Origin of the sequence: Gallibacter sp. Marseille-QA0791, assembly GCF_965119705.1 — a bacterium.
GTDB classification, from domain to species: domain Bacteria; phylum Bacillota; class Clostridia; order Peptostreptococcales; family Anaerovoracaceae; genus Lentihominibacter; species Lentihominibacter excrementipullorum.
The window spans coordinates 2032747-2055100 of the sequence record NZ_CBCPMH010000001.1 but is presented as its reverse complement, the minus strand read 5'-3'; the positions used below and the strand labels follow the sequence as shown (position 1 = coordinate 2055100).

General features: G+C 50.0%; 19 protein-coding genes. 6 read left to right on the top strand and 13 right to left on the bottom strand.

Features of this window, described 5'->3' with window-relative positions; all coding sequences use genetic code 11:
- Positions 1–162: 162 nt before the first annotated feature.
- The 3 genes from ACQY69_RS09490 to ACQY69_RS09480 all read left to right on the top strand — a co-directional run bounded on the left by ACQY69_RS09490 (position 163) and on the right by ACQY69_RS09480 (position 2988).
- Positions 163–1464 carry an O-acetylhomoserine aminocarboxypropyltransferase/cysteine synthase family protein gene (locus tag ACQY69_RS09490; RefSeq protein ID WP_428260287.1) on the top strand — a complete coding sequence of 434 codons (1302 nt, stop codon included), beginning with the start codon at positions 163–165 and terminating at the stop codon, positions 1462–1464.
- Positions 1465–1603: 139 nt separating this feature from the next.
- Positions 1604–2548, top strand: a complete 945-nt coding sequence (locus ACQY69_RS09485) for a DDE-type integrase/transposase/recombinase (protein ID WP_428260286.1) — start codon at positions 1604–1606, stop codon at positions 2546–2548.
- 116 nt (positions 2549–2664) lie between these two features.
- Entirely contained in the window at positions 2665–2988 is a 324-nt protein-coding gene (locus ACQY69_RS09480) for an ArsR/SmtB family transcription factor (RefSeq protein ID WP_428260285.1), read from the top strand.
- On the opposite strand, the gene ACQY69_RS09475 is transcribed toward ACQY69_RS09480, so the two are convergent.
- Positions 2956–4365: a metallophosphoesterase gene (locus ACQY69_RS09475; protein WP_428260284.1), complete on the bottom strand. Its 1410-nt coding sequence runs from the start codon at positions 4363–4365 to the stop codon at positions 2956–2958. The genes ACQY69_RS09480 and ACQY69_RS09475 overlap by 33 nt on opposite strands.
- Positions 4366–4551: 186 nt before the next feature.
- Positions 4552–5103 carry a ribonuclease H family protein gene (locus tag ACQY69_RS09470; RefSeq protein WP_428260283.1) on the bottom strand — a complete coding sequence of 184 codons (552 nt, stop codon included), beginning with the start codon at positions 5101–5103 and terminating at the stop codon, positions 4552–4554.
- A gap of 162 nt (positions 5104–5265) precedes the next feature.
- On the opposite strand from ACQY69_RS09470, the gene ACQY69_RS09465 reads away from it, so the two are divergent.
- Positions 5266–6060 carry an MBL fold metallo-hydrolase gene (locus ACQY69_RS09465; protein ID WP_428260282.1) on the top strand — a complete coding sequence of 265 codons (795 nt, stop codon included), beginning with the start codon at positions 5266–5268 and terminating at the stop codon, positions 6058–6060.
- Position 6061: 1 nt separating this feature from the next.
- Positions 6062–6541: a 23S rRNA (pseudouridine(1915)-N(3))-methyltransferase RlmH gene (gene rlmH, locus ACQY69_RS09460; RefSeq protein ID WP_428260281.1), complete on the top strand. Its 480-nt coding sequence runs from the start codon at positions 6062–6064 to the stop codon at positions 6539–6541.
- A 473-nt stretch (positions 6542–7014) separates the two neighbouring features.
- Here rlmH and ACQY69_RS09455 read toward each other — a convergent pair whose 3' ends face one another.
- From ACQY69_RS09455 to ACQY69_RS09425, 7 genes are all read right to left on the bottom strand, one after another.
- Positions 7015–8970, bottom strand: coding sequence for a leucine-rich repeat protein (locus ACQY69_RS09455; protein ID WP_428260280.1), 1956 nt, complete (start codon positions 8968–8970; stop codon positions 7015–7017).
- Positions 8971–9227: 257 nt separating this feature from the next.
- The gene (locus ACQY69_RS09450; RefSeq protein ID WP_428260279.1) at positions 9228–10406 is read right to left on the bottom strand and encodes an NAD(P)/FAD-dependent oxidoreductase; all 1179 of its coding nucleotides are present in this window, start codon (positions 10404–10406) and stop codon (positions 9228–9230) included.
- A complete protein-coding gene (locus tag ACQY69_RS09445) occupies positions 10403–13222 on the bottom strand; it encodes an FAD-dependent oxidoreductase (RefSeq protein ID WP_428260278.1) in 2820 nt (939 codons plus the stop codon). The genes ACQY69_RS09450 and ACQY69_RS09445 overlap by 4 nt, the downstream gene beginning before the upstream one ends.
- 24 nt (positions 13223–13246) lie before the next feature.
- Complete coding sequence (locus tag ACQY69_RS09440) at positions 13247–13621, bottom strand: hypothetical protein (protein ID WP_428260277.1); 375 nt, start codon at positions 13619–13621, stop codon at positions 13247–13249.
- Between the two features lie 100 nt (positions 13622–13721).
- On the bottom strand, positions 13722–14915 hold the full coding sequence (locus tag ACQY69_RS09435; RefSeq protein ID WP_428260276.1) for an aminotransferase class V-fold PLP-dependent enzyme: 1194 nt from the start codon (positions 14913–14915) through the stop codon (positions 13722–13724).
- Positions 14916–15061: 146 nt separating this feature from the next.
- A complete protein-coding gene (locus ACQY69_RS09430; protein ID WP_428260275.1) occupies positions 15062–16327 on the bottom strand; it encodes a DUF362 domain-containing protein in 1266 nt (421 codons plus the stop codon).
- Between the two features lie 38 nt (positions 16328–16365).
- Positions 16366–17019: a SanA/YdcF family protein gene (locus tag ACQY69_RS09425; RefSeq protein WP_428260274.1), complete on the bottom strand. Its 654-nt coding sequence runs from the start codon at positions 17017–17019 to the stop codon at positions 16366–16368.
- A 283-nt stretch (positions 17020–17302) separates the two neighbouring features.
- Between ACQY69_RS09425 and ACQY69_RS09420 the strand changes: the two genes are divergently transcribed.
- Entirely contained in the window at positions 17303–18373 is a 1071-nt protein-coding gene (locus tag ACQY69_RS09420) for a branched-chain amino acid aminotransferase (RefSeq protein ID WP_428260273.1), read from the top strand.
- An 84-nt stretch (positions 18374–18457) separates the two neighbouring features.
- On the opposite strand, the gene ACQY69_RS09415 is transcribed toward ACQY69_RS09420, so the two are convergent.
- The 4 genes from ACQY69_RS09415 to ACQY69_RS09400 form a co-directional block, all read right to left on the bottom strand.
- Positions 18458–19270 carry a hypothetical protein gene (locus ACQY69_RS09415; protein WP_428260272.1) on the bottom strand — a complete coding sequence of 271 codons (813 nt, stop codon included), beginning with the start codon at positions 19268–19270 and terminating at the stop codon, positions 18458–18460.
- Positions 19271–19721: 451 nt separating this feature from the next.
- Positions 19722–20603: a pantoate--beta-alanine ligase gene (gene panC, locus ACQY69_RS09410; RefSeq protein WP_428260271.1), complete on the bottom strand. Its 882-nt coding sequence runs from the start codon at positions 20601–20603 to the stop codon at positions 19722–19724.
- Between the two features lies 1 nt (position 20604).
- Positions 20605–21438, bottom strand: coding sequence for a 3-methyl-2-oxobutanoate hydroxymethyltransferase (gene panB, locus ACQY69_RS09405; RefSeq protein ID WP_428260270.1), 834 nt, complete (start codon positions 21436–21438; stop codon positions 20605–20607).
- Entirely contained in the window at positions 21435–22343 is a 909-nt protein-coding gene (locus tag ACQY69_RS09400) for a Rossmann-like and DUF2520 domain-containing protein (protein ID WP_428260269.1), read from the bottom strand. Before ACQY69_RS09400 ends, panB begins: the two co-directional genes overlap by 4 nt.
- Positions 22344–22354: the final 11 nt, after the last annotated feature.

Genomic DNA, 22354 nt, shown 5'->3' with positions numbered 1-22354 from the left:
TCTCAACGTCTGCATGCCGGATGTCGCAGCTCCGGCCGTACCACACGATTTCTCACCAGCCGTAAATTTTCCGCCAACTGTATTGACTGGAACAAGTCGAGATGGTATCATTCATATACCTATCTATTCAATAGGTAATCAGAAAGGGGATGTATATAGATCATGAAAAGTTATCGCTTCGAGACACTCCAGCTGCATTCAGGTCAGGAAACCCCTGACCCATCCACAGGCGCCAGAGCCGTTCCCATATATCAGACGACTTCTTTTGTATTCGACGACTGTGACCATGCAGCCGCCAGGTTCGGACTGCGCGAACCCGGAAACATATACGGCCGCCTGACAAATCCCACCCAGGAAGTTTTCGAAAAAAGAATGGCTGTACTGGAAGGCGGCGCCGCTGCGCTGGCTGTGGCCTCAGGAGCGGCAGCTCTTTCATATTCTTTCCAGAACATCGCCTGCAACGGAGATCACATAGTCTCCGCAGGCAACATATACGGCGGCACGTACAATCTACTGGCCAACACGCTGCCACAATACGGGATATCCACCACCTTTGTCGATATCTCTGATTTTGACGCTGTGGAAAGAGCCATCAAAGATGAAACAAAGCTTCTGTTTGCCGAAACTTTAGGCAATCCTCATTCTGATGTGACCGACATCAGAAAACTGGCGGATATAGCCCATTCCCACGGCATACCTCTCATCATAGACAACACCTTCGCCACGCCATACCTTGTAAGGCCTTTCGAATATGGCGCCGACATCGTCATCCACTCGGCCACTAAGTTCATTGGCGGCCACGGCACATCGCTGGGCGGAGTCATCGTTGACGGAGGTTCGTTCGATTGGGATATCCCGGGAAAATTCCCAACTCTTTCAGAACCCGACCCAGGCTATCATGGCATCAGGTTCACCGAAGCAGCCGGCAGCGCGGCCTTCGTCACCAGGGTCCGGGCTGTACTGCTGAGAGATACCGGAGCGGCGATCTCTCCCTTCCACGCGTTCATGTTCCTGCAAGGGCTGGAGACCCTGTCTCTTCGGGTAGAACGTCACGTATCCAACGCGCTGGCCGTCATCGATTTTCTCAAGAGCCATCCTCAGGTAGAAGCCGTACACCATCCGTCGGTATCAAACAGTGAATCTCAAAGAAGGCTGTATAACAAGTATTTCCCTGACGGAGGCGGCTCGATCTTCACCTTCGACATAAAAGGTGATCTTCAGGATACCAAGGATTTCATCGATGCTCTGCAGCTGTTCTCGCTGCTGGCAAATGTAGCCGATATGAAGTCCCTTGTGATACACCCTGCGACTACGACACATAGCCAGTGTACTGAGGAAGAGCTGGAAGCACAAGGCATAAAACCGAATACCGTGCGCCTCTCGATCGGGACGGAACATATCGCCGATATTATCGCCGACCTGGAGAAAGGCTTTGCCGCCATCGACAGCCGACGATATCAATAAAAAGTTGCCGATGTCAACAAAAATCATGTAGGATTACAATACATATGTTACAAGTGAATAAATAAAAAGCGAGGATAGGTTCACTTTGTGTTATATTTGAATCACCACAAAACAAAAATACATAAAGGAGCATCCTCGCATGGCAAGTATAACACAGGATATGAGATACCGTCTATCACTTATTAAATACGCTGAACGTTATGGAGTCACCAAAGCAGCTATCAAATACAAGACTAACCGTCAGTATATCTATCGTTGGAAAGCTCGCTACGATGGCTCCTGGGATTCCCTGCGCGATCGTTCCAGACGTCCTCATTCCCATCCCAACCAGCATACTCCCGAAGAGCTCAAACTTATCCGGGATATGCGCAGGAGGAACCCTCACACAGGTCTGGTCGTCTTTTGGGTTAAGCTTACACAGCGCGGTTATTCACGCTCCATCACAGGTCTTTGGCGTGTCCTCAAAAGGCTTGATATGGCTCCTCAAAAGCTTCCAAACCCGAAATACACTCCTAAGCCTTATGAACAGATGCTGTACCCCGGTCAGCGTGTGCAGATCGACGTGAAGCACGTACCTTCTTCCTGCATGGTCGGCGATGTGAAAGGAGAAAAATTCTACCAGTATACCGCTATCGACGAGTTCTCGCGGTTCCGTTATGTAGAAGCCTTTCAGGAAGCATCCACTTATTCATCTGCAGTATTTCTGGAGCATATGCTGAAAGCCTTCCCCTTCAAAGTCCAATGCGTCCAGACGGATAATGGATTTGAGTTCACAAAACGTTTTGGTAACAGCAAGGCAGACAATGATCTCACGATGTTTGAGAAAAAATTGAAAGACCTTGACATTCAACATCGTAAAATCAAGCCCTTCACCCCCAGACATAACGGCAAAGTAGAACGCTCCCACAGGAAAGACAATGAGTACTTTTATGCAGCTCATCGCTTCTATTCATTCGAAGATTTCAGCAGACAACTCAAAGTCCATAACAGGCGATACAACGACTTTCCCATGAGACCTCTTGGATGGCTCTCTCCCAGACAGACCTTGCTTAATTTTTTAAATGACGGTGTAACATATGTTTGACAAACCTACAAAGTTGCCGATGTCAACAAAAATCAAATATTGACAGAGTTTTTCCTCATAAGTATACTAGTATTGTTGACTAAGTGAAATATATCAAACAGGAGAAGTAACAGTATATGAGATTGAGGAAGGAAATCGACGAAATGCAGGAAGGGGATATCCTGCTTATAGCAAAGATTTCAGACGCTCTGGCGCATCCCGCCAGAATAAAGATATTCAGATACATCATGGAAGCCAACAAGAAACGCGAGCGCATCTGTAACAAGGATCTGGTGGGTCATTTCGACTACTCTCAGGCTACCATCTCACAGCATGTGAAGAAGCTCAAAGATGCCGGCCTGCTGCAGGTAAAGAAGGAAGACAGATATTCCTATTACTACGTCCACCTGGGTACGCTAAACGATTATCTAGTGGCTACCAAAAAATTCGAGAATATGTAAGAAAATATTTTTTTCAAGCAGAGCCTCATCGACGATGAGGCCTTTTTCATTGTATGCTGTTATCCGCAGCTCCTTCCATCCTGCCTTTATTATCTGATAACTCATCCCTTCGCCGTAGACGGAGGCGCTGTAGCGCGGCACATCACTGCCGTTGAAAAAACCGCTCTTCCGCTGCCCTGAATTGCCCATCACGTAAAGTATGCCGTTTATGCGCTCCGTCCTCATATACATGTGCTGATGACCACATAGCACCAGATCAGCTCCGTATTCCTCCATTATCGGCACCCACAGCTTTCTCAGCTCCGGAGAAACAGTGGCCTTATCATGCATCCCGTAAGGAGGATGATGGGTAACAACGATATTCCACGTTTTGTCGCTCCCCTCCAAGGCTTCCGCCAGCCACTCTTCCACCTTTTTTTCCGCCCGCGCCCACGCCTCCGGTCCCAGGCTCTCCATTCTCGCGTCTGTCAGAAAGGAACTGTCGGTCATGATAAAACGGCAATATCCCCAGTCGAAATAATAGAAATTCCCCGCTGACGCAGCTTCTCCGGACAGACCGGACATAAACGGACCGTTATCCGGCGCAGGGAACATCTTTCTGTAAGTGATATTCCCTTTCACGCCCTCGTGATTCCCCGGGACTGTCATCAGCGGCAGCGACGAGAAAACATCGCAGTTTTCCAGGAATCCGTTCCACTGCTCCAATCGCCACGGCACATTGACCATGTCTCCGCCTATGACGGCACAATCCAGATCGGGATGACGGGCCCGTATATCTTCCATATCTTCACCCCATCGCCGGTATTCATCTATTGAAATATCAAACTGCACATCACCCAGATACAGGAAAGTACCTTCTCCTGATTCCTGAGGCGTACGAAAAGAAGAAGGTTTATCGAACACCATCCCGTCTCCTATTTCATAATAATAGGTCTCCCCCGGCTCCAGTCCCTTCAGCTGCGCTGTGTATCTGAAATAAGCGCCGCCCAAGACCCTCTCACGGCGTCCTTCAATTGCCTGGCTTCTCGGCAGGCTTTCCCGGCTCTGACTCACCCGAAGGAAGGACGGCCCGTCTTTTTCGCCTTTCCAGCTTATGTACACAGCGTCAGCCGCCTCTCCCGGCGAGATCACAGTCTGCCTGTCTGACGATATCGTTATCGCCGCTTCACCGGCATAACATGACGTCGCAGCCGATACGACAACCATGGCAAACAGCATCGCAGCCATCATCAACATCGATATCAGCGCCGACAGCGATGCCTGTGTCACGCCCCGCCTCCCGGCCGGAGCAAGGCCGGGGCGCTCCTGCGACGTTGCCCGCTCCTTACCGCCGGAAGCAGTCGCGACTATATTTTCCAAAAGAAGAAATTTTCTCATCAAAAAAACCTCCGCAGAGAACGAAGCCGATGGCTTTATCATCCGCCGGAAGCAGCACTTCGTCAGCAGGTATCTTCTGTCACCGCAGACCTTTCCGACATCCGGCAGATCCCACGAAGCGATATCTTCCACATAGTAAGCATATACATCCGCGAAGGTTTTTATTAAGATCATTTACCGGGAAATTCAACGCAGCTGATCTATCCCCATGTTTGCCAGCTCATCAGCCCTGTTGTTCTTTTCCGTCACATAGATGAAATCATCGTATGAAAATTCCGCGCCGTTCCACTGAACGAATTTTTCGTACAGCTTATCCAGATTCACGGATTTGCTGTTCAGATTCACATGGCCCTTGACACGAAAGAAGGATATATCGTGCTTCTTTATATAGGGAAGCAATTGTTTCCACAGATCCTGATTCTCCACAGGCTTCTTAGACGCTGTCAGCCATCCGTTTTTCTGCCATCCGGCGTACCACTTCTTGCGGAAGCAGTCCATGAGATAGCTGCTGTCAGAAAAGACCTGTATCTGCTGGCCATCCTTCCTGATAGCCTTGAAAGCCTCCAGCAGGGCAGTCATCTCCATCCTGTTGTTGGTGGTATTGGGACAGCTCCCATACAATTCCTTGCTGGCATCGGCGAATTCCATGATAGCGCCCCAGCCTCCCAGGTTTTCATCGCTCTGGTTACCGGCGCAACCGCCATCCGTATATATCCTCAGTATCCTGTCGTTTTTCATTGAGCCGCATCTCCTTTTTCCTGTCTCTTTTCGCTTTTCTCTATAGAATTTATCACATGAGTCGTCTGCTGTCCACATCCTTCTGAATATCCATATGTAGTATAAATTGACTTTTTTCGTCCATTGGAGTATCTTAATATGGTAAAGGAGACTTGAAGATATATGCCATTGAAATTCTGTTCACTTGCCAGCGGAAGCAGCGGCAACTGTTACCTGATAAAGAACCAGCGCTCAGCCCTGTTGGTAGACGCGGGAATATCCGGGAAAAAGATATTGGAGGGTCTGACGGCTACTGACACGCCCGAGAGCCACGTGAAGTCACTGCTCATCACCCATGAGCATATAGACCACGTCAAGAGTGTCTCGGTACTTGCCAAAAAACTTCCCGGGATCTCCATATACGCCAACGAAGCTACATGGGAAGGCATAAAGAAACCGGTGCCGCCTCAGCAGCAGCGTTTTTTCCAAACCGGAGAGGACTTTTACATAGACGATTTCATGATACGTCCCTTCTCCATCCCTCATGACGCGGCTGACCCGGTGGGCTTTTCCATATACTGCGAAGACAGACAGATAAGCATTGTCACCGACGTAGGCTGCATCACCGAAGCTATATTCGACGAGATCGTGGGCGCCGATCTGCTGCTGCTGGAGGCAAACCACGAAAAGGAAATACTGCTGATGAGCAGATATCCGTACCATCTGAAGCACAGGATACTTGGAGATAAGGGACATCTGTCCAACGTCTCTGCGGGAGAGTGCCTGTGCAGGCTGACCAGGACCATAGACAAACCGCGTCAGATACTGCTGGGGCATCTGAGCCACGAGAACAACGATCCGGCGGTAGCGATGCTGACTGTCAAAAATACTCTGATGGAAAAAAATATAATCCCCGGCGGCCAGCTGAAGCTGGGTATCGCCATGAGAGACTGCATGAGCTACATATACGAGGTGTGATGTGAATATAACCGTACTGGCAGTTGGAAAACTCAAGGAAAAATACTGGCGTGACGCCATTGACGAATACTCCAAGCGATTGGGGAGATTCTGCCGCCTCAACATCACTGAAATCAGAGAAAGCCCACTGCGGGCCAATCCTTCGGCAGCCGACGAAGAGGCCGTCAAGGCAGCTGAAGGCCGGGACATACTGGAAAAGATACGCCCTTCCGATTATGTGGTGTCGTTGGAAATCAACGGCAAGTCCTTTTCCTCGGAAAAGCTGGCAGAGCACATGGAAAAGCTGACGATCTCCGGAAAGAGCAGCGTCCTTTTCGTCATCGGCGGATCCCTGGGGCTGTCCCGGGAAGTCAGCGCCAGAGCTGACCTGAAGCTTTCCTTCTCAGCCATGACCTTCCCTCATCAGATGATGCGGGTCATACTGCTGGAGCAGATATACCGCGCTTTCAAGATAATGAAAAACGAAGCCTATCACAAGTGACAGGCTTCGAATCCTTTTGAGAAAGACCGGATCAGCCCAGAGCGCTTTTTAAAATCCATTCCATCCGATGCACGCACTGCTCCTAAGGATCTGCCACGGCAGAATTGCTAAAATGAGTCTGTTATCAATGCTCAATAGGCATAAATCACGGTCAAATGATGTTCGCAGACAATGCAAAATGCCTAAAATCAATAAAATACTCGCCCTTTTGGCATAAAATCAGCGGTCACCTGTCCGAAATATGCCTAAAACAATATGCTGGAACTGACTTTTTATTATTTCGCCATCGCAAGAGCTTGAAATACAAAGGGAATTATGCCCATTGATAAGCAAAATCCTCTGTTATTGGCATTTCTGATGAAGCGATAACAGGACTTTGCTGTCGCCTTCTTTGGAAGAGGCCTCAAGAAACTTTGATTACCCAAAACTATACAGCCAAAAAAGCGCATTCTCTTTTGAATTAGTACAACAGACTATTGTTCTCTTCTCTTTCTCCCGTAAACAACAGTCCCTGCTGCTACGGCTGCCGCAAGTACTAAGAGACCTGCCAAAAGAGCAATGTTGCTGTCATCGCCTGTTGCAGCATTTGTATCTTTCTGCGGCTTCTGTGGATCTACAGGAGGAACATAATTTGGATCTTTATCTCCACATACTGTACATATTCCATTTTCATAATTATGTTCCTTAACCGGGACAACAGTTTTTTCTAATGTTATTTCATTTGTACCACTTTCATCTGCAAAATACTTGCCGCAGCTTTCACAATGCCAGTATGCGATATTCCCCTCATTGGTACAATCAGCATCCTTTGCCTCCGTTTTTACCATGTCGTGTACATGCTCGATAGTAACCTTAACTGTATCGCTCATCAACTCTGTTCCGCTCAATGTCATAGTTACTGTGATATGAGCTGTTCCTTCACTAACCCCTGTCACTTGCAGCTTCCCTTCATCAGTTATTTTTGCGGTAGCCACTTCTTCATCGCTACTTACGGCATTAAGCACCGCACCGACAGGAATCGTAGCGCTCATTTCTATATCTGACTTCGTGCCATTATTTACACTGGCTATTTCCGGAACGGAAAGAGCAAATCTGAACTCCGGAGTATCATCAGTAGGTGTTTCAGGAATATAGCTTCCTAAAACATTGTTTTCTTTATAATTTTCTTCGGCGCTTTCAGGAACAACTACTATGAGGTCTTCAAGTTTTTCTCCTGATCCGAATGCGTTATCATCCATTTCAGGCGGTTCGTTTCCAAGAAAAATCATTGTCGTATTCTCAGTACGGTTTGCTAATCCAGAAAAAGCATACTCCCCAATACTTTCAACACTGCCTGCGATAATGATCGTTCTTAATGTTTCTACTTCGCTAAAAGCTCCAGCCGATATGTTTTTTACATTGCCCGGAATAATTACTTTTTCAATGGACGTTTCTTCAAAAGCCCATTCTCCTATCGATGTTAATTCGGAAGAAAGTTCAACGGAATTAAGAGAGTCGCATCCCTGAAATGCATACTCACCAATCGTCGTTACATTGGAAAGATCTATAGCTGAAACATCGGAACGAGCGAAAACTGACTTACCAATAGTCTTAACATTTTTTGACAAATCAACATTAACTACAGAGGAGCTATAAAAAGCATACTCACCAATCTCCGTCACACTATCCGGCATCGTCACAGTCGATACACTTGCGTTCCGAAATGCACTTTCACCTATTGTTTCTGTCCCTGGTTTAACAGCAACAGAATCTTTTTCTTTATCAAGAAGGACTTCGAGCGTTGTCCCTTTATAAAGTACCCCATCTTCATTCGAATACGGCGAGCCATCGGCAAAAACAACATCCTTTGCATTTGGATAACCGCTGCTGACAGAAGAGGTCAACGCCTCTTTTACTCCATCAGTCACACTTGCGGGGATCATAAGTTCCTTAAGGTTCTGACAATTAGAAAATGCATTACTACCGATCGCAGTCACGCTATCCGGAATGTTTAGAGCTTCAAGCTGCGTAGCATTGCGAAATGCTGAATCTCCTATCTCGGTTATAGTATCCGGCAATGTGATTTTTGTTACTGTTCCCCCTGCATAAGGCGACCTGTCAAAAGCATTGTTGTAGATCATGGTAACGGTATATGTTTTACCGTCACTTGTAACAGTTGAAGGAATAATGATTTCCCCGTCATAAGGAGATTCGGCTCCAGAAACTACGGGATGTTGTTTAGGATTTACAACCGCAACTGTACTTTCACTCAAAGGCGCATATGTGATCCCATCAATCTCAAAACACCCGCACTCATCCTCATCTACAAAACCTCCCGTCTTTACTGACATATGCTGCCCTTCCCCATACGCCAGTGCTGCCGTTGGAACGAGCATGAGTACCATACAGAGTGTAAGCAGGGCAGTCAACAATTTTCGTTTTGCTTGCATTGTCTTACTTCCTTTCTTCTCTCCTCACAAGAATTCATTATAGAATTTTTGTACGAATTGTAATCAGTTTTATTATCTCACCCCCCAATTGTGTCAATCTGTTTTTTATTTTGCAATACATTCACAAACATTCAGCATATATCTCAAACGTAAACTGTTCTTTTCTATGAAATGAGGGGCTGTCGCACAGCTGACCTGATTTGGTCAGCTGTGCGACAGCCCCTCATTTTCCCGTGCCGGCTTCATCCGGCTATCTCTTATTTCAAATGTTTTCTCCTGAATACCTGATCCGACTCCAACAGTTCCACGATCCTGTTCATAGTGCCCGGATCCCGCATAGATTCCATAAGCAGCCGCTTTTCCTTCATTTCCTCGGAAAGAGCCTTCTCGCCTTTTGTTCTGAAATGCTTCCCATATGACGATATCAGCATGTTCTGTGAAAAATCACCTGCCGCCAGCGCGTCTGTCGCCGCCTCAGCAGCAGCCTTAGCTGAGTCTGCGGCCGGAGAAAGTCCGTCGTGGGAGAGTGGGGTCATCAGGGCTGCCGCATCGCCGATGACCATGAATCCATGGCCCGCTTTATGTATTCCGCAGCTCATATCGCTTATCCTTCCTCCCTGCCACGGGCTGATGATTGAAGCGCCTTCAAACATGGCGGCCATCTCAGGACGGCTTTCCAGCCATCGGCTGAAGCACCGTTCTATGTCGACGCTCTCGTATTCCTCTCTTCCATTTATCAGCATCCCAACATTGCATATCCCATGCCGGACACCTTCTTTTCCCACGGGGATGATCCAGAAATATCCTGTTCCCAACAGCGAAGAAAAGCCTATGACACCATAGGCGTCATACTGGCCCTTCGCCAACGCCCGGTCCAGCCTGACACCCGTGAAATAGGCGCGTCTGCCTATCCACATGCTGCCCACCTCCTCTTTCACGACACCCGCAGCTGCGGCCAGCGTCGAAAACGCTCCGTCAGCGCCTATGGTCAGCCTACTTCTGACAGATATCTCTTCGCCTCTGTATACGGCCTTCACACCTCTGACTATCCCCTGCTCTGTCAGCACGTCAGTCACAGTACAGCCCTGCTTCACTTCAGCCCCCAGTGATATGGCCGTATCGACCAGAAGACTGTCCACATCTCGTCTGGGAGCGCAGTAGCATTCGAAAGGGATCGTGGTGGTATGGCCATCGTCACTGATGAGCTTCAATCTCCTGACGCACGTACTCATGGCGTCCAGATCTCCTGCTATCCCCAACGCTTCAACATGACTGACGAAGCCTTCTCTCAACACGTCTCCGCACGCCTTTTCCCGTGGAAATATATCTCTTTCCAGCAGCAGTACATCTATTCCGGCTTTGGCCAGATAAGCGGCGCACAGCGCTCCGGAAGGTCCTGCCCCAACTATGGTAACTTCTCTCTCAAAAACCGTCATGACCGAACCTCCTCTTCTCCCGCCGTTGCTACAGCCTTAAAGGTGATCGCCCTTACAGGGCATACTTCCGCGCACACGCCGCACCCTATACAACGTCCGGCCGTTTCCCCGCAGTAACCGCATTCCATGCACCTGGACGCTTCCGCTTCAGCTCTGTACTTATCCAAAGGTCTCCTGCCCACCTCCATCTGTCCGTTTCCGGCGGCTCCTCGCCCTTCGAATATCTCATACTTCACCGACGCGCCGGTGAGAGGGGCTTCCGCTTCCCTGAGCTTTCCCACCGCCCTGAATTCTCCCGATTCCATGAACGTTTTGACAGCGGCCGCACCGGCGTGACCCGCTTCCACAGACGTCATATCAAAATCGCCTATCGCAAATACTCCGTAGATGCTGGTGATCAATTTATCATCTGTCTGGATATAACCTCTGTCATCCATATCCAGATCAGGATTAGCAGCGGCGACAGCCGCCGTGTCAGGGCTCTGCGTCCCTCCCAGCACCAGCGTATCGCACGTTATATCCAGCATCATGTTCTTTTCCTTTATCCTGCACTTCACACCTGTAAGCCTGCCGTTCTGAGCTTCTATCTCCACCGGCTCAGCCCCTGTTACCAGGTGGACACCTTCATCGAGGGCTGCCGCCACAGACGCCACGCTTGCTTTCAGCTTTCCCTTGCTCATAGGCGACAACACCGTGACCTGCTGACAAAACTGCTTTAAAAGCCTAGCTGTATCGAAAGCAAGCTCATCGTATCCGGCGACGATGACCTGCTTGCCCACGTCAGCAACTCGTTCATTGTCGAGCAGCTTTCCCATCAGCGAGACTATCTCAAAAACTCCGCGGCAACGGACATTTTTCATCGGAGGTCTCCTGCCGGTGCTCTCACCGATGGCGAAAAGCACCGCTTCATATCCCATGGAAAACAGTCCCTTGATGTTGGGGAAGGCTCCTGCCGCAACTCCATATACCACATCGATGCCGGCATCGCTTATCTTTTTCGTTTCCCTGTCCAGAAGCTCTTTATCCACACGTTTGCAGGACGCCAGCCACCGATAGCTGCCGCCCAGAGCATGCTCCTTTTCCAATATAGTCGGAGCATACCCCTCTCCGGCCAGATCCAGAGCCGCGGTCATCCCCGCGATGCCGCCTCCTATGACCGCTATCTTTCTCTTAGGTCTTCCGTCCTCATCCAGCTGAGAAAACCTCTCTAGCTCTTTTCCTATCCCCGCTGCCCGAAGCAACGGCATGATATCTTCTGTATGATCAACGGTGCCGTTTATCCTGTCCTCATCCGTCACCGCATCCTCTGTCTGAGGGATCATATCCCTTACATTTTCCGCATATATGATGGCGCTGTCCGGAGCGTTCTTCACTGCCGTTTTTCTCTTCGGGAAAAAGTTTTCTCTGAGGGTCCTGTCTATCTCCGCAGCGGCAGCTTTTCCGGACGCCATCGCCTCCGCTACCGACCCACACTGGCCGATAGCGTCTCCGCACGCAAAGATCATATCCTTGTTAGTCCTGTATCTCCCATCGACCCGCACTCTGCCTCCCGGATGAGTCTCCATGTTCCCCAGCTCCGACGCGGCGCATCTGCGCCCGTCAGCAAATATCACCGTATCACAGAACAGATTGGTCTCGCTTCCTTTGATTATCTGCAGCTTTCTCATTCCATTGCCGTCCATGGTATATCCGGCTTTTACCAGTTCCACCGCCTTGACTTGGCCGCCTTCGCTTATTATCTGCTTAGCGACAGCTCCGGTTCTCAGATCTATACCTTCTCCGACCATGGCCTGGAAGCTTCCTTCACTCATTTCCGGCTCATCATCACTTTCCACCACAGCACAAGTGACGATTTTCCCCATTCTCCTCAAGAGTCTTGCCGTATTTACCACCAGACGCCCGCGTCCGATGACCGCGATACGTTCGCCCAGCTGGATTCCTTCGTCCTCACCGCCGTTGATCTGACGCATCACCCTCACCGCGTCATATATCCCCTGTGCGTCTCCACCAGGTATCTGCGGTGTCATTCCTTCCGAGGCTCCGACAGCTATCAGGCAGGCCGCGAATCCCTGGCCGCGAAGATCTTCCAGCGTATGATCCCGTCCTATCTCATATCCGCATCTTATCTCCACACCGGCGGCAGCGATACGCCCGGTCTCTGCCGTCAGCTTTTCTCTGCTGAGCCTGAAATCCGGCACTCCCCATCTGAGAGCGCCACCTGGGCTTCCATCCTTTTCGAACACTGTTACACCGTATCCTGCTCCGGAAAGCCGGAAGGCTGCCGCCAACCCGGCCGGGCCGCCTCCTATGATGGCTACTTCGCTGTCAAAACGCCTTACGTGCTTCGGCATTGTTTCCCCGACGCTGTTGAGAACATACCCCTCCAGCCCTCTCATGTTGAGAGGCTCATCTATCAGTCTTCCTCGCGCGCACTGATCGCCGCACGGGTTTTCACAGAGCGACGCACAGACCCACGGCATAGGGTTTTTCTCTTCTATCATCTCCCTCGCGCTTTCCACATCCCCGGACTTCACCAGAGATGCTATCGCCTGAGGGACGATGCCCAGCGGACAGCTCTCCCTGCAGCCTGTCTCAACAGCCATTCTTCTGGCTTCCCTGAATGACACGGCGGATTCCCCGCCTACTGCAGCGCTCGCTCCACGCCAACTCCCTCTTGGAAACAACCGGCAGACCGTCCTGCGATACTCGTCGATAGCTCCAGTCGGACATATTTCCCCACACTTTCCACAGTTCATACACAGCCTATCGTCGATCGACGCTTCAGCCTTTTTATCTACAGTCAAATCAAATCTCATGGCATCCTCCCAATGAAGGCGCTGTTACACGATTTCCAGCGCAGCCAGCTCGTCGCTCAGCTCCGAGCACATTTCCTCCGGCAGTATATCTCTCATCATATCGGCTGTCTCCTCTGATGTCACGGACTGCAGCCCATGCTCTTCCAGCCATCTTTTACAGAGTCTGATGAATCCGTAATCCATCAGTCCGTTCCACTTGAAGTTCACATCTCGCTGAGCCATGATAAAGATCAGACCGGCCGTTCCTACCCATTGTATCTGGCTGCTGAGATATTTCATCTCAGGGCTGTCGGCATATCTGTTGTCAAATTCCTCCCTCACGCTGACTATCTGCTTTTCTATGGCTCTGAGACGCTTCTGGCCTTTTCGCCCTTCATAAACACCCTGTCCCTCAGACATCGCGGCACCTCCTTTGATTTTCTATTATATCATGGCTTTAGCGCCCGGCACAATATGAACCCCTTATTTACCACTTCCTTCCCGCGCTTTCCCGCATCCTTCAGCTTCCGACGTTATCCTCCGGCGCCCCGGTCTGACAGCGGCTTTGCTCCATCGCCTGTGAGCTTATCTCCTTTATGGCCGCCACTGCCGCATCTATCTCATTCTCCGTCGTGTAGATCCCGGGACATATCCTGACACAGCCTATATCGCCCGTCCCTATGGTATCGTGAGCGCATCCGCTGCAGTGGAACCCGGCCCGCACCGCGATCCCATACCTCCTGTCGAGGATATCGGCGACCTCCTCGCAATCCATCCCATCGATATTGATGGCCACCACCGCTGTCTTCTCCCCCGCATCTTCCGGCCCATAAATGCTGACGCCGTCCACCCCGGCAAGGGCTTTCCCCAGCCGCTCAGTCAAGTGTCTTTCATACTCTTCTATAGCGCTGATACCCATGCGCTGTACTACACGCGCGCCTTCACCCAGAGCGATGATCCCCGGGCTGTTTACAGTCCCTGCTTCATATCCTTCAGGAAACTCCATCGGCTGTTCCCGCTCTCTGGAGCGGGTCCCCGTACCGCCCTCCATCAATGGCCGCAGCTTCAGTCCCTTCCTCACATAAAGAGCCCCTGTCCCCTGAGGCCCCAACAATCCTTTATGCCCGGGAACCGCCAATACATCTATGTGTTGTTTCTTCACGTCGATCTCCATATGCCCCGCGCCCTGAGCTCCATCTACCAAAAATATCAGACCATGCCTCAGCGCTACACGGCCCGCTTCCTCCAGTGGCATCTTTGTCCCTGTCACATTGGATGCTGCCGTCATGACTATCATCCGCGTCTCCGGCCTGATAGCTTTTTTCATCTCATCTACATGGAGCCGTCCCTGCATATCGCATCCGACCATCGTGTAACTGACGCCTTTGCAGCTCAGCTGATGCAACGGCCGTATCACAGAATTGTGTTCCATAGACGTGGTTATCACGTGATCTCCCGGCCTCAGCAGCCCTTTGAGAGCCAGATTCAGCGATTCCGTGCAGTTCTTCGTGAATACTATCCTTGCCGGATCTTCTATGGAAAAAAGCTCAGCTATGGAATCCCTTGCCCGGAACACTCCTTCGGCTGTCCTGGCTGCCATGGCATGCCCTGCTCTGCCGGGATTCGCGCAGTAATCCGTAACCGCGGTCACGATGGCTTCCGTCACCTCAGGCGGTTTCGGAAAGGATGTAGCTCCGTTATCAAGATATATCATCTTCACACCTCCGCATAACAGGGGAAAGCATCCCCGTGGATATTTATCCCGTGGATATTTCCCCACATCACAAAAAATACAGGCTATGGATATCAATTCGTATCCGTAACCTGTATTATGTATATGCTCCGTCACGCCGCCGCGCCTCATATTCTCCATTTCCTGTCGGCTATCCTGGCCAGCAGCGATTTCCTGACTGTGATAGCCTCCTCAGGGCACATTTCCTGGCAGCAGTAGCATTTTATACACTTGTCGTAATCGTAGACCGCCACGCTGCCGCGACCCTTCCCTGCCCCTTCTTCGATGCGGATCGCTTTTCCTTCCACAGGGCATACGCTTGCACACACGCCGCACCCTATACAGCGCTCCTGCCTGACGACAGGCTTCTTCTCAAGCAATGGAGCCAGGAACCTGACAGGCCTGAGCGCTCCTCTGTATTCCGTTCCCCGCTGCACATTGAAATCCTTATCTCCGTAGATCGCCGACGCTTCCTCTGCTGTGATCGTGCCGTCCTCTGTCACGACACACAGCTCTTTCCACGTGCCGACACCCTGCTCCATACCGCTGACGTTAGTGGGTACCAATTCCGGCCTCAGATGGACCAAATGACAAAACACCGCGTCCATCGCTACCGGGTCGGTCGCCGCCATGATGACATTCATCGCTTTGGGGCTGCCGGATCTCGGGCCATTTCCCTCCATAGCTGTCACGCCATCCATTATATGGAGCCTGGGCTTCACAAGATTGTTCAGATCCGCCGTCATCTTGGCAAACACTTCCGCCGTAGCGAACCTGGCATGGGAAGCACCTTTGTTGATACCGAAGACACAGCCGAAAGTGTTCTTGACTGCCCCTGTTATCCGTTCCAGCTGATGAGTCTTCATCTTACAGATATTTATCACCGCGTCAGCGTTTATTATCTCATCACACAACACGAAGCTGTCAGCCACTCTCCCGTCAGGGAATTCCACCTGGGTACCGCTTTCGAATTGCCCCAGAGGGATGCCAAGATCGTCAGCAACAGCTTTGATACCACAGCCTTCTGCCACCGATCCCACTTTTATCATGGGATTCCCTGGTGAATCCCCGTATCTCAGATCATCGAAGCCGCTTTCCCTCAGAAGTCTCCCAACTGCGCCAAATACGGCAGGATGTGTGGTACATGCCTTATCCGGGTCTGTCTTTGCCAGCATATTAGGCTTGAGGACTATGGAACTTGCTTTCGTCAGCGGGTCTTCTCCCGAAGAAAGGATCTCTTCCAGACCTCCCAGCAGCTCGATAGCCTTTGACACAGCTCGTTCCACCTGCTGGCTGTCGTAGCTGTCACACCTGACCAGCGCCACTCGTCCTCTGCCGCTCATGCTCCTGTCCCTTTCACAGGTGCTCCTTTTGACGCTGTCTTTCGTTCCCATATCCGTCGCATATCTCCTTTACTCCATCTTTGCCCGCGCTATTCCGAGATAGGTATCTTATCTCCCAGGAACGTCGGCTCGGGCTTGAATATCCATTTCACAAAATCCTTATCGCGAGCCAGCACTTCTCTTATCTCCCGCCGTTCCTGCCCTCCATAGCTGTTCTGGTCAGCGGCGGCACCCGCCGCTTCTATCCCAAATCGATTACATCCGTATAACGCTCTGTAAAGGTGATATGTCTGGGTGACCACCACCATACTGTCCACTCCGAAAATGTACTTGGCTCTGTACACCGATTCGTATGTGGAAAATCCTGCGTGATCCATGAATATATCTTCTTCGGCCACGCCTGCTTCCAGCGCGTAATTCTTCATTCCCTGTACTTCGTTATACACCATCTGCCCATTATCTCCCGACAGCAGCAGCTTAGGGGCTACGCCTTTATTATACAGATCTATGGCCGTATCCAGCCTGTCCCTCAGGATAGAGCTGGGCCGGCCGTCAGCAGTGACCGAAGCTCCCAGTACCATTATGCATTCCGGCTCTATGGCAGAAAGCTCTGATACCTCCTCTTCCGTAGCCGAGTCTTCAGGAGAATCGAACACCGCTCCTATCTGACCTTCCGTAGCCTTTATGACATAGAAGTTGATGCCTATCACAAGTATCATCCCTATTATTGCTAATTTTATCAACGCAAAGAGCACCTGCCTGAAGATGCTTCTGTTCTTTCCTCTTTCGCTCATAACTCGTTTATTATATCGTCCTTTTATGTACATTTAACGAAATGGAGGGAAATATCGCCGCTTTTATTGTTTTTGTTATATTTTATAATATTTTTTTATTTTTATTGTTGAACATCAACAAGTTTAGTGGTATATTTATTGTTGTATTATTGGACTTCACGTATATTTTGTTGTAAAATAAAGGCATATAACAAACGACAAAAATTTTTATCATCATATAAAGGAGAACGCCATGAAATACAATTTTCCAATCACAAAAAACCCTGATCCGAAGGCGAAGCCGGATCCTGAAACATTGAGATTCGGTACTGACTTTACGGACCACATGTTCATCATGGATTACGAGGACGGCAAGGGCTGGCACGACGGACGTATCGTTCCTTACGGGCCTCTTTCGCTGGATCCCGCAGCCGTATGTTTCCACTATGCTCAGGAAATGTTCGAAGGCCTCAAGGCCTACAAGACTCCTGCCGGAAAGATACAGCTTTTCAGGCCTGACATGAATGCCAAGAGGACCAACAGGACCAATGACAGACTCTGCATACCTCAGATAGACGAGGAGCTCTATGTGGACGCCATCAAAGCGCTGGTAAAGGTGGACGCCGACTGGATCCCGCAAAAGGAAGGCACGTCTCTCTATATAAGGCCTTTCATCATCGCAGACGAACCGTTCCTTGGTGTTCGCCGTTCCAGACATTATAAATTCATAATAATACTGAGCCCTGTAGGCCCTTACTATGAAGGTGGCCTGACCCCTACTAAGATCTATGTCGAAGACAAGTATGTAAGGGCTACCGATGGCGGAACAGGTGAAGCCAAGTGCGGAGGGAACTACGCAGCCAGCCTCAAGGCCCAGGAAGAAGCCCACGAAAAGGGATACGAGCAGATCCTGTGGCTTGACGGCGTCGAAAGGAAATACGTCGAAGAGATCGGTACTTCCAATGCGTTCTTCGTTATCGGCGATGAGATCGTCACCGCTCCGCTGGACGGCACCATCCTGCCTGGTATCACCAGAGATTCCGTTATCGCGCTTCTCAGGAAGAAGGGCATGAACATTGTCGAAAGGCGACTTACCATCGACGAAGTAGTAGACGCCTACAAGAAAGGCAACTTCAAGGAAATGTTCGCGTCCGGCACGGCAGCCGTCATCTCACCGGTCGGCGAGCTCTGTTACAAAGGCGAGACGATGGTAATAAACGGCGGTGGTATCGGCCCTATCGCTCAGGAGCTCTACGATACTCTTTACGGTATCCAGACTGGTACCATCGAAGACGACATGGGTTGGACCGTCGAAGTGGAATAGGCCTGATCCCGGATCACTGTTTCAGATTTTCAAAAAAGCCGCTGCTGCGACCGGCCGTCAAATCCGGACGCAGCAGCGGCTTTTTCAAATGGTCAGCTCAAACCTTTCGATTATTCCATCCAGTATCGCCCCGTCCTCCACATCTTCTTCGTATGTGCATATGAGATTTGTATGCTGTGTGAACCCTGCTCTCCTGTAATATTCGATTTTCCTGCAGGCTCTGAAGAAATAATCGCTGTTGTCCATCAGCCCAAAATGCTCCCACACCACGATCTTTCCATCTCTTGACATTATCATGAAGTCAGGATAAAGATCCTGTCCATCGATAGTCAGCCGGGCTTCATATCTGTAAACGATCCCATGCTTTTCCAGCTTATCCCCTATGAGCTTTTCCGACTTGGATCTGACTCTGATCCCTTTTTCCGTTTTATATCGCAGCATTTCGCGCCTGTATCCGTTCTTCGGATAATCTTCATATTTCCACGCGTATTCACCCGGCGAAAGGATATACCGGTCACGGTCAGGCAGTTCACCTATCCTGGCCAAGGTTTTGACAGCCCTGCCTTTCCCTGTCTTCTCAAGCGCTTTTCTAAACTGACAGTCAGCTTTTTCCAATGTAGCGCAATAGATGCTCAGTGCTGTGATAGTATTGGTCAACACCCGCTTCCGTATGAGCTTCCCCGTCATCTCGTCGTTTTTTCTCAGTGATCTCGTTTTCTTATCCTTGTAAAAATAATAGCTGCACTGTTTTCCTTTATTGACGATAAATATATCCCCCTCCGGCAATCTGTTATACTCATCCCGCAGTCTTTCAAGGCGCATCCGGTTTTTCCTCAGCTCCGCTTCAAGTCCTGCAGCCAACATTCCCCTGTTTCTCATATCTGCATTACCTCCCATGATATCCCCCTTTTTTTCAGTCCCCGCAGCGATCATCGCTTTATAACATAGCAGCGAAATAAAGAACGCCGTTATCCCATCACAGGATCATTCGTATAAATATATGATATTTTACCATTTAAATCATTTTATGTCAATATATGGTTTTTATTTCGTGCATTGCCTCCTCTTTTTAAGTCGCTGTGCCTAAAACGCGAAAAAAATTAATCAAAATTGGCATAAATCCCTTCTGAACAGCTCTTCGGCAAAAGCGATATGCCTAATGAACCGCTTCAAATACATTGCATTGGCATTTTTTCAGGTCTCTGTTCCGAATTTATGCCAATCAGGCTTCTCCAGAAACCGCATTTGGCATATCGCCTTCAGCCATTAATGCAAAAACAGGGATTTATGCCAATAAACATTCTTCATAGATGCCTATTTGGCAAATTCCTTCCGGTCATGTTTTTCATCAGATCGTGAAATTATCTATCAACCTCGTATCCCCTATATATACAGCCATAGCTACCAGGTCGCCGGGGGCGAGATATTCCTTAGGCATAAGTGTATGGCCGTCTACCGCTTCGATATAGTCTATCCTGGCCATAGGTTCGGATGAGACCACGTCGGTCATTGTCTTAAGCAGATCTGCAGCAGCTATGGAATGGGGATCCGCAGCACTGGCTTCCGACGTCCCCGATGCGCCGGCTGCCGCCAGCTCCTTCGCTTTTTCTATCGAACGGTAAAGGACGGCAGCAGCTTGTCTTTCCTCATCATTGAGATATGAGTTACGGCTGGACTTAGCCAACCCATCCTTCTCACGTACGGTAGGGCATCCCACGATCTCTATATCGAAATCCATATCCTTTACCATCCGGCGGATGACTGCCAGCTGTTGAGCATCCTTTTGCCCGAAGTATGCTCTGTCGGGAGTCGTTATGTTGAACAGCTTGCTGACCACAGTACAGACACCGCGGAAATGACCGGGCCTGCTCCTTCCGCAAAGCTGCTTCGTCATTTCTGATTCCAGATTCACATAGGTCCCATAGCCATCAGGGTACATCTCCTGCACAGAAGGATGAAACACCATGTGGCAGCCCTTTTCCTCGAGTATCTTGCAGTCTCTCTCAAAATCCCGCGGATAGCTTTCCAGGTCCTCGCCTTCTCCAAACTGAGTCGGATTGACGAATACAGATGTCACGACTCTGTCGCAATCCGAAACAGCAGCTGTCACCAGCGACGCATGACCGTCGTGGAGGGCTCCCATAGTAGGCACCAACCCCACCGTAAGTCCCTCCGCCTTCCATTTCTTTATTGTCTTTCTGGCTTCTTCTATGGTAGTGGCCGTTATCATCTTACTTTCCTCTCAGCTTCTCTATAATATCTTCATCTATCTTGAATCCATGGGCTTCTGTCGGGAAGGCTCCTTCCTTCACCTCTCTGTCGTAATCCCTGAAGGCTCCCACCATGATATCTCCCACATTGGCGAAATGTTTGACGAACTTAGGCACATAATCGGAAAACAGTCCCAACATGTCCTGCCATACCAGCACCTGGCCATCGCAGCCATCACCGGCTCCTATGCCTATTGTCGGTATCATCAGCTTCTCGCTGATGAGGGCCGCCAGCTTTGCAGGGACGCATTCCAGCACCACGGAAAAGGCCCCTGCCTCCTGAACGTCATAAGCATCCTGGAGGATCTGCGCTGCCGCTTCATGGCTTTTCCCCTGAACTTTAAAACCGCCAAAAGCGTTGACCGACTGAGGCGTCATCCCTATGTGGGCGACTACCGGTATCCCCGCGTCAGTTATGGCTTTTATATGCTCCTTCACGGCCGCTCCGCCTTCCAGCTTGACGGCATTGGCTCCCGTTTCCTTTATCAGTCTTCCGGCGTTGACTACCGCGTCGTATACGGACGGCTGGTATGACATGAAAGGCATGTCCACCACCACGAACGTATCCTTCACTCCTCTCACCACTGCCGCGCCATGGTGTATCATATCCTCCATAGTCACCGACAGAGTATCTTTATATCCCAACATCGTGTTGCCCAGGGAATCTCCCACAAGGATCATATTTATCCCTGACTCCTCCATCAATTTAGCTGTAGAATAATCATAACATGTCAGCATTGAGATCTTCTGTCCATCTTCCTTCATCTTCAGCAAACTCGCAACCGTGTTCTTCATCGTTCTTCTTCCTTTCCTGCGTCCAGCAGCAGAGACATTTCCCCGTAATCTCTCTCAGGGTGACGGCTCTGTGCCATTCCCACCAGCCTGCGGCTCAGCAGTCTGTATACTTCCAGTTCATCATCCCTCAAACATCCCAGGTGTTTTTTTACAGTCGTCACATCGTTTCTCTCTATAGGACCTGTGAGACTGGCTGCAGGTCCATCAGCGGCTACATGCGCCATGTTGCCTGTCAATATAGGTGCCAGTGCCTTCACCGCATCCTTTTCGGAAAATCCACATCTGCGCATCATCGCCACACTCTGATCGATGAGACCGCATACCAGATTGCTGGCGACAGCCGCCGCGCAATGATACATAGTCTTGTCCCTGCTGTCTATAACATAAGTAGGGTTCCCCATGATCTCCAGGATCTTCTGCAGCTCATGAAAAGTTCCGTGTCTCCCCTGTCCCGGCGCCTTCTCGCTGGCGCCATCTCCTTCAAGAGTAAAAAAAACACCCGTCAGTTCTCTGTAAGCGTTATATTTATCGCTTACTGCGAACAGCGGATGGACTGAATATCCAAAAGCTCCCGTCTCCTCTATGCCCTCGAACGCATCTTGAGCAGACATCGCACCACTACAGTGACATATCGTCTTTCCATTTATATCGCACCGGCGTACCTGTTGCCAGACACTGCCAATGCTTCCGTCAGGAACCGTCAGGAAGATAACGTCGCACTGCTTGATCAAACCTTCTATACTTTCGTATGGCTTTGAATCAGTAAAACGTGCCGCTTCCTTCGCCGATTCGACGCTGCGGCTGAAATAGCCTTCTACGCTCAGGCCCAGACCTCTGCCTTTTTCGGTAAAATATCTGCCGAGGCTGCACCCCACCTTTCCTGCACCAATAAACCCTGTCTTCAATCTATCGACCT

Coding starts and splice junctions, on each gene's coding strand:
- ACQY69_RS09445 (WP_428260278.1), bottom strand. CDS start 13,222: ATGAGATTTGATTTGACTGTAGATAAAAAGGCTGAAGCGTCGATCGAC.
- ACQY69_RS09435 (WP_428260276.1), bottom strand. CDS start 14,915: ATGATATATCTTGATAACGGAGCTACATCCTTTCCGAAACCGCCTGAG.
- ACQY69_RS09430 (WP_428260275.1), bottom strand. CDS start 16,327: ATGGGAACGAAAGACAGCGTCAAAAGGAGCACCTGTGAAAGGGACAGG.
- ACQY69_RS09465 (WP_428260282.1), top strand. CDS start 5,266: ATGCCATTGAAATTCTGTTCACTTGCCAGCGGAAGCAGCGGCAACTGT.
- panB (WP_428260270.1), bottom strand. CDS start 21,438: ATGAAGAACACGGTTGCGAGTTTGCTGAAGATGAAGGAAGATGGACAG.
- panC (WP_428260271.1), bottom strand. CDS start 20,603: ATGATAACGGCCACTACCATAGAAGAAGCCAGAAAGACAATAAAGAAA.
- ACQY69_RS09470 (WP_428260283.1), bottom strand. CDS start 5,103: ATGAAAAACGACAGGATACTGAGGATATATACGGATGGCGGTTGCGCC.
- ACQY69_RS09440 (WP_428260277.1), bottom strand. CDS start 13,621: ATGTCTGAGGGACAGGGTGTTTATGAAGGGCGAAAAGGCCAGAAGCGT.
- ACQY69_RS09480 (WP_428260285.1), top strand. CDS start 2,665: ATGAGATTGAGGAAGGAAATCGACGAAATGCAGGAAGGGGATATCCTG.
- ACQY69_RS09450 (WP_428260279.1), bottom strand. CDS start 10,406: ATGACGGTTTTTGAGAGAGAAGTTACCATAGTTGGGGCAGGACCTTCC.
- ACQY69_RS09420 (WP_428260273.1), top strand. CDS start 17,303: ATGAAATACAATTTTCCAATCACAAAAAACCCTGATCCGAAGGCGAAG.
- ACQY69_RS09485 (WP_428260286.1), top strand. CDS start 1,604: ATGGCAAGTATAACACAGGATATGAGATACCGTCTATCACTTATTAAA.
- ACQY69_RS09475 (WP_428260284.1), bottom strand. CDS start 4,365: ATGAGAAAATTTCTTCTTTTGGAAAATATAGTCGCGACTGCTTCCGGC.
- ACQY69_RS09490 (WP_428260287.1), top strand. CDS start 163: ATGAAAAGTTATCGCTTCGAGACACTCCAGCTGCATTCAGGTCAGGAA.
- ACQY69_RS09455 (WP_428260280.1), bottom strand. CDS start 8,970: ATGCAAGCAAAACGAAAATTGTTGACTGCCCTGCTTACACTCTGTATG.
- ACQY69_RS09415 (WP_428260272.1), bottom strand. CDS start 19,270: ATGGGAGGTAATGCAGATATGAGAAACAGGGGAATGTTGGCTGCAGGA.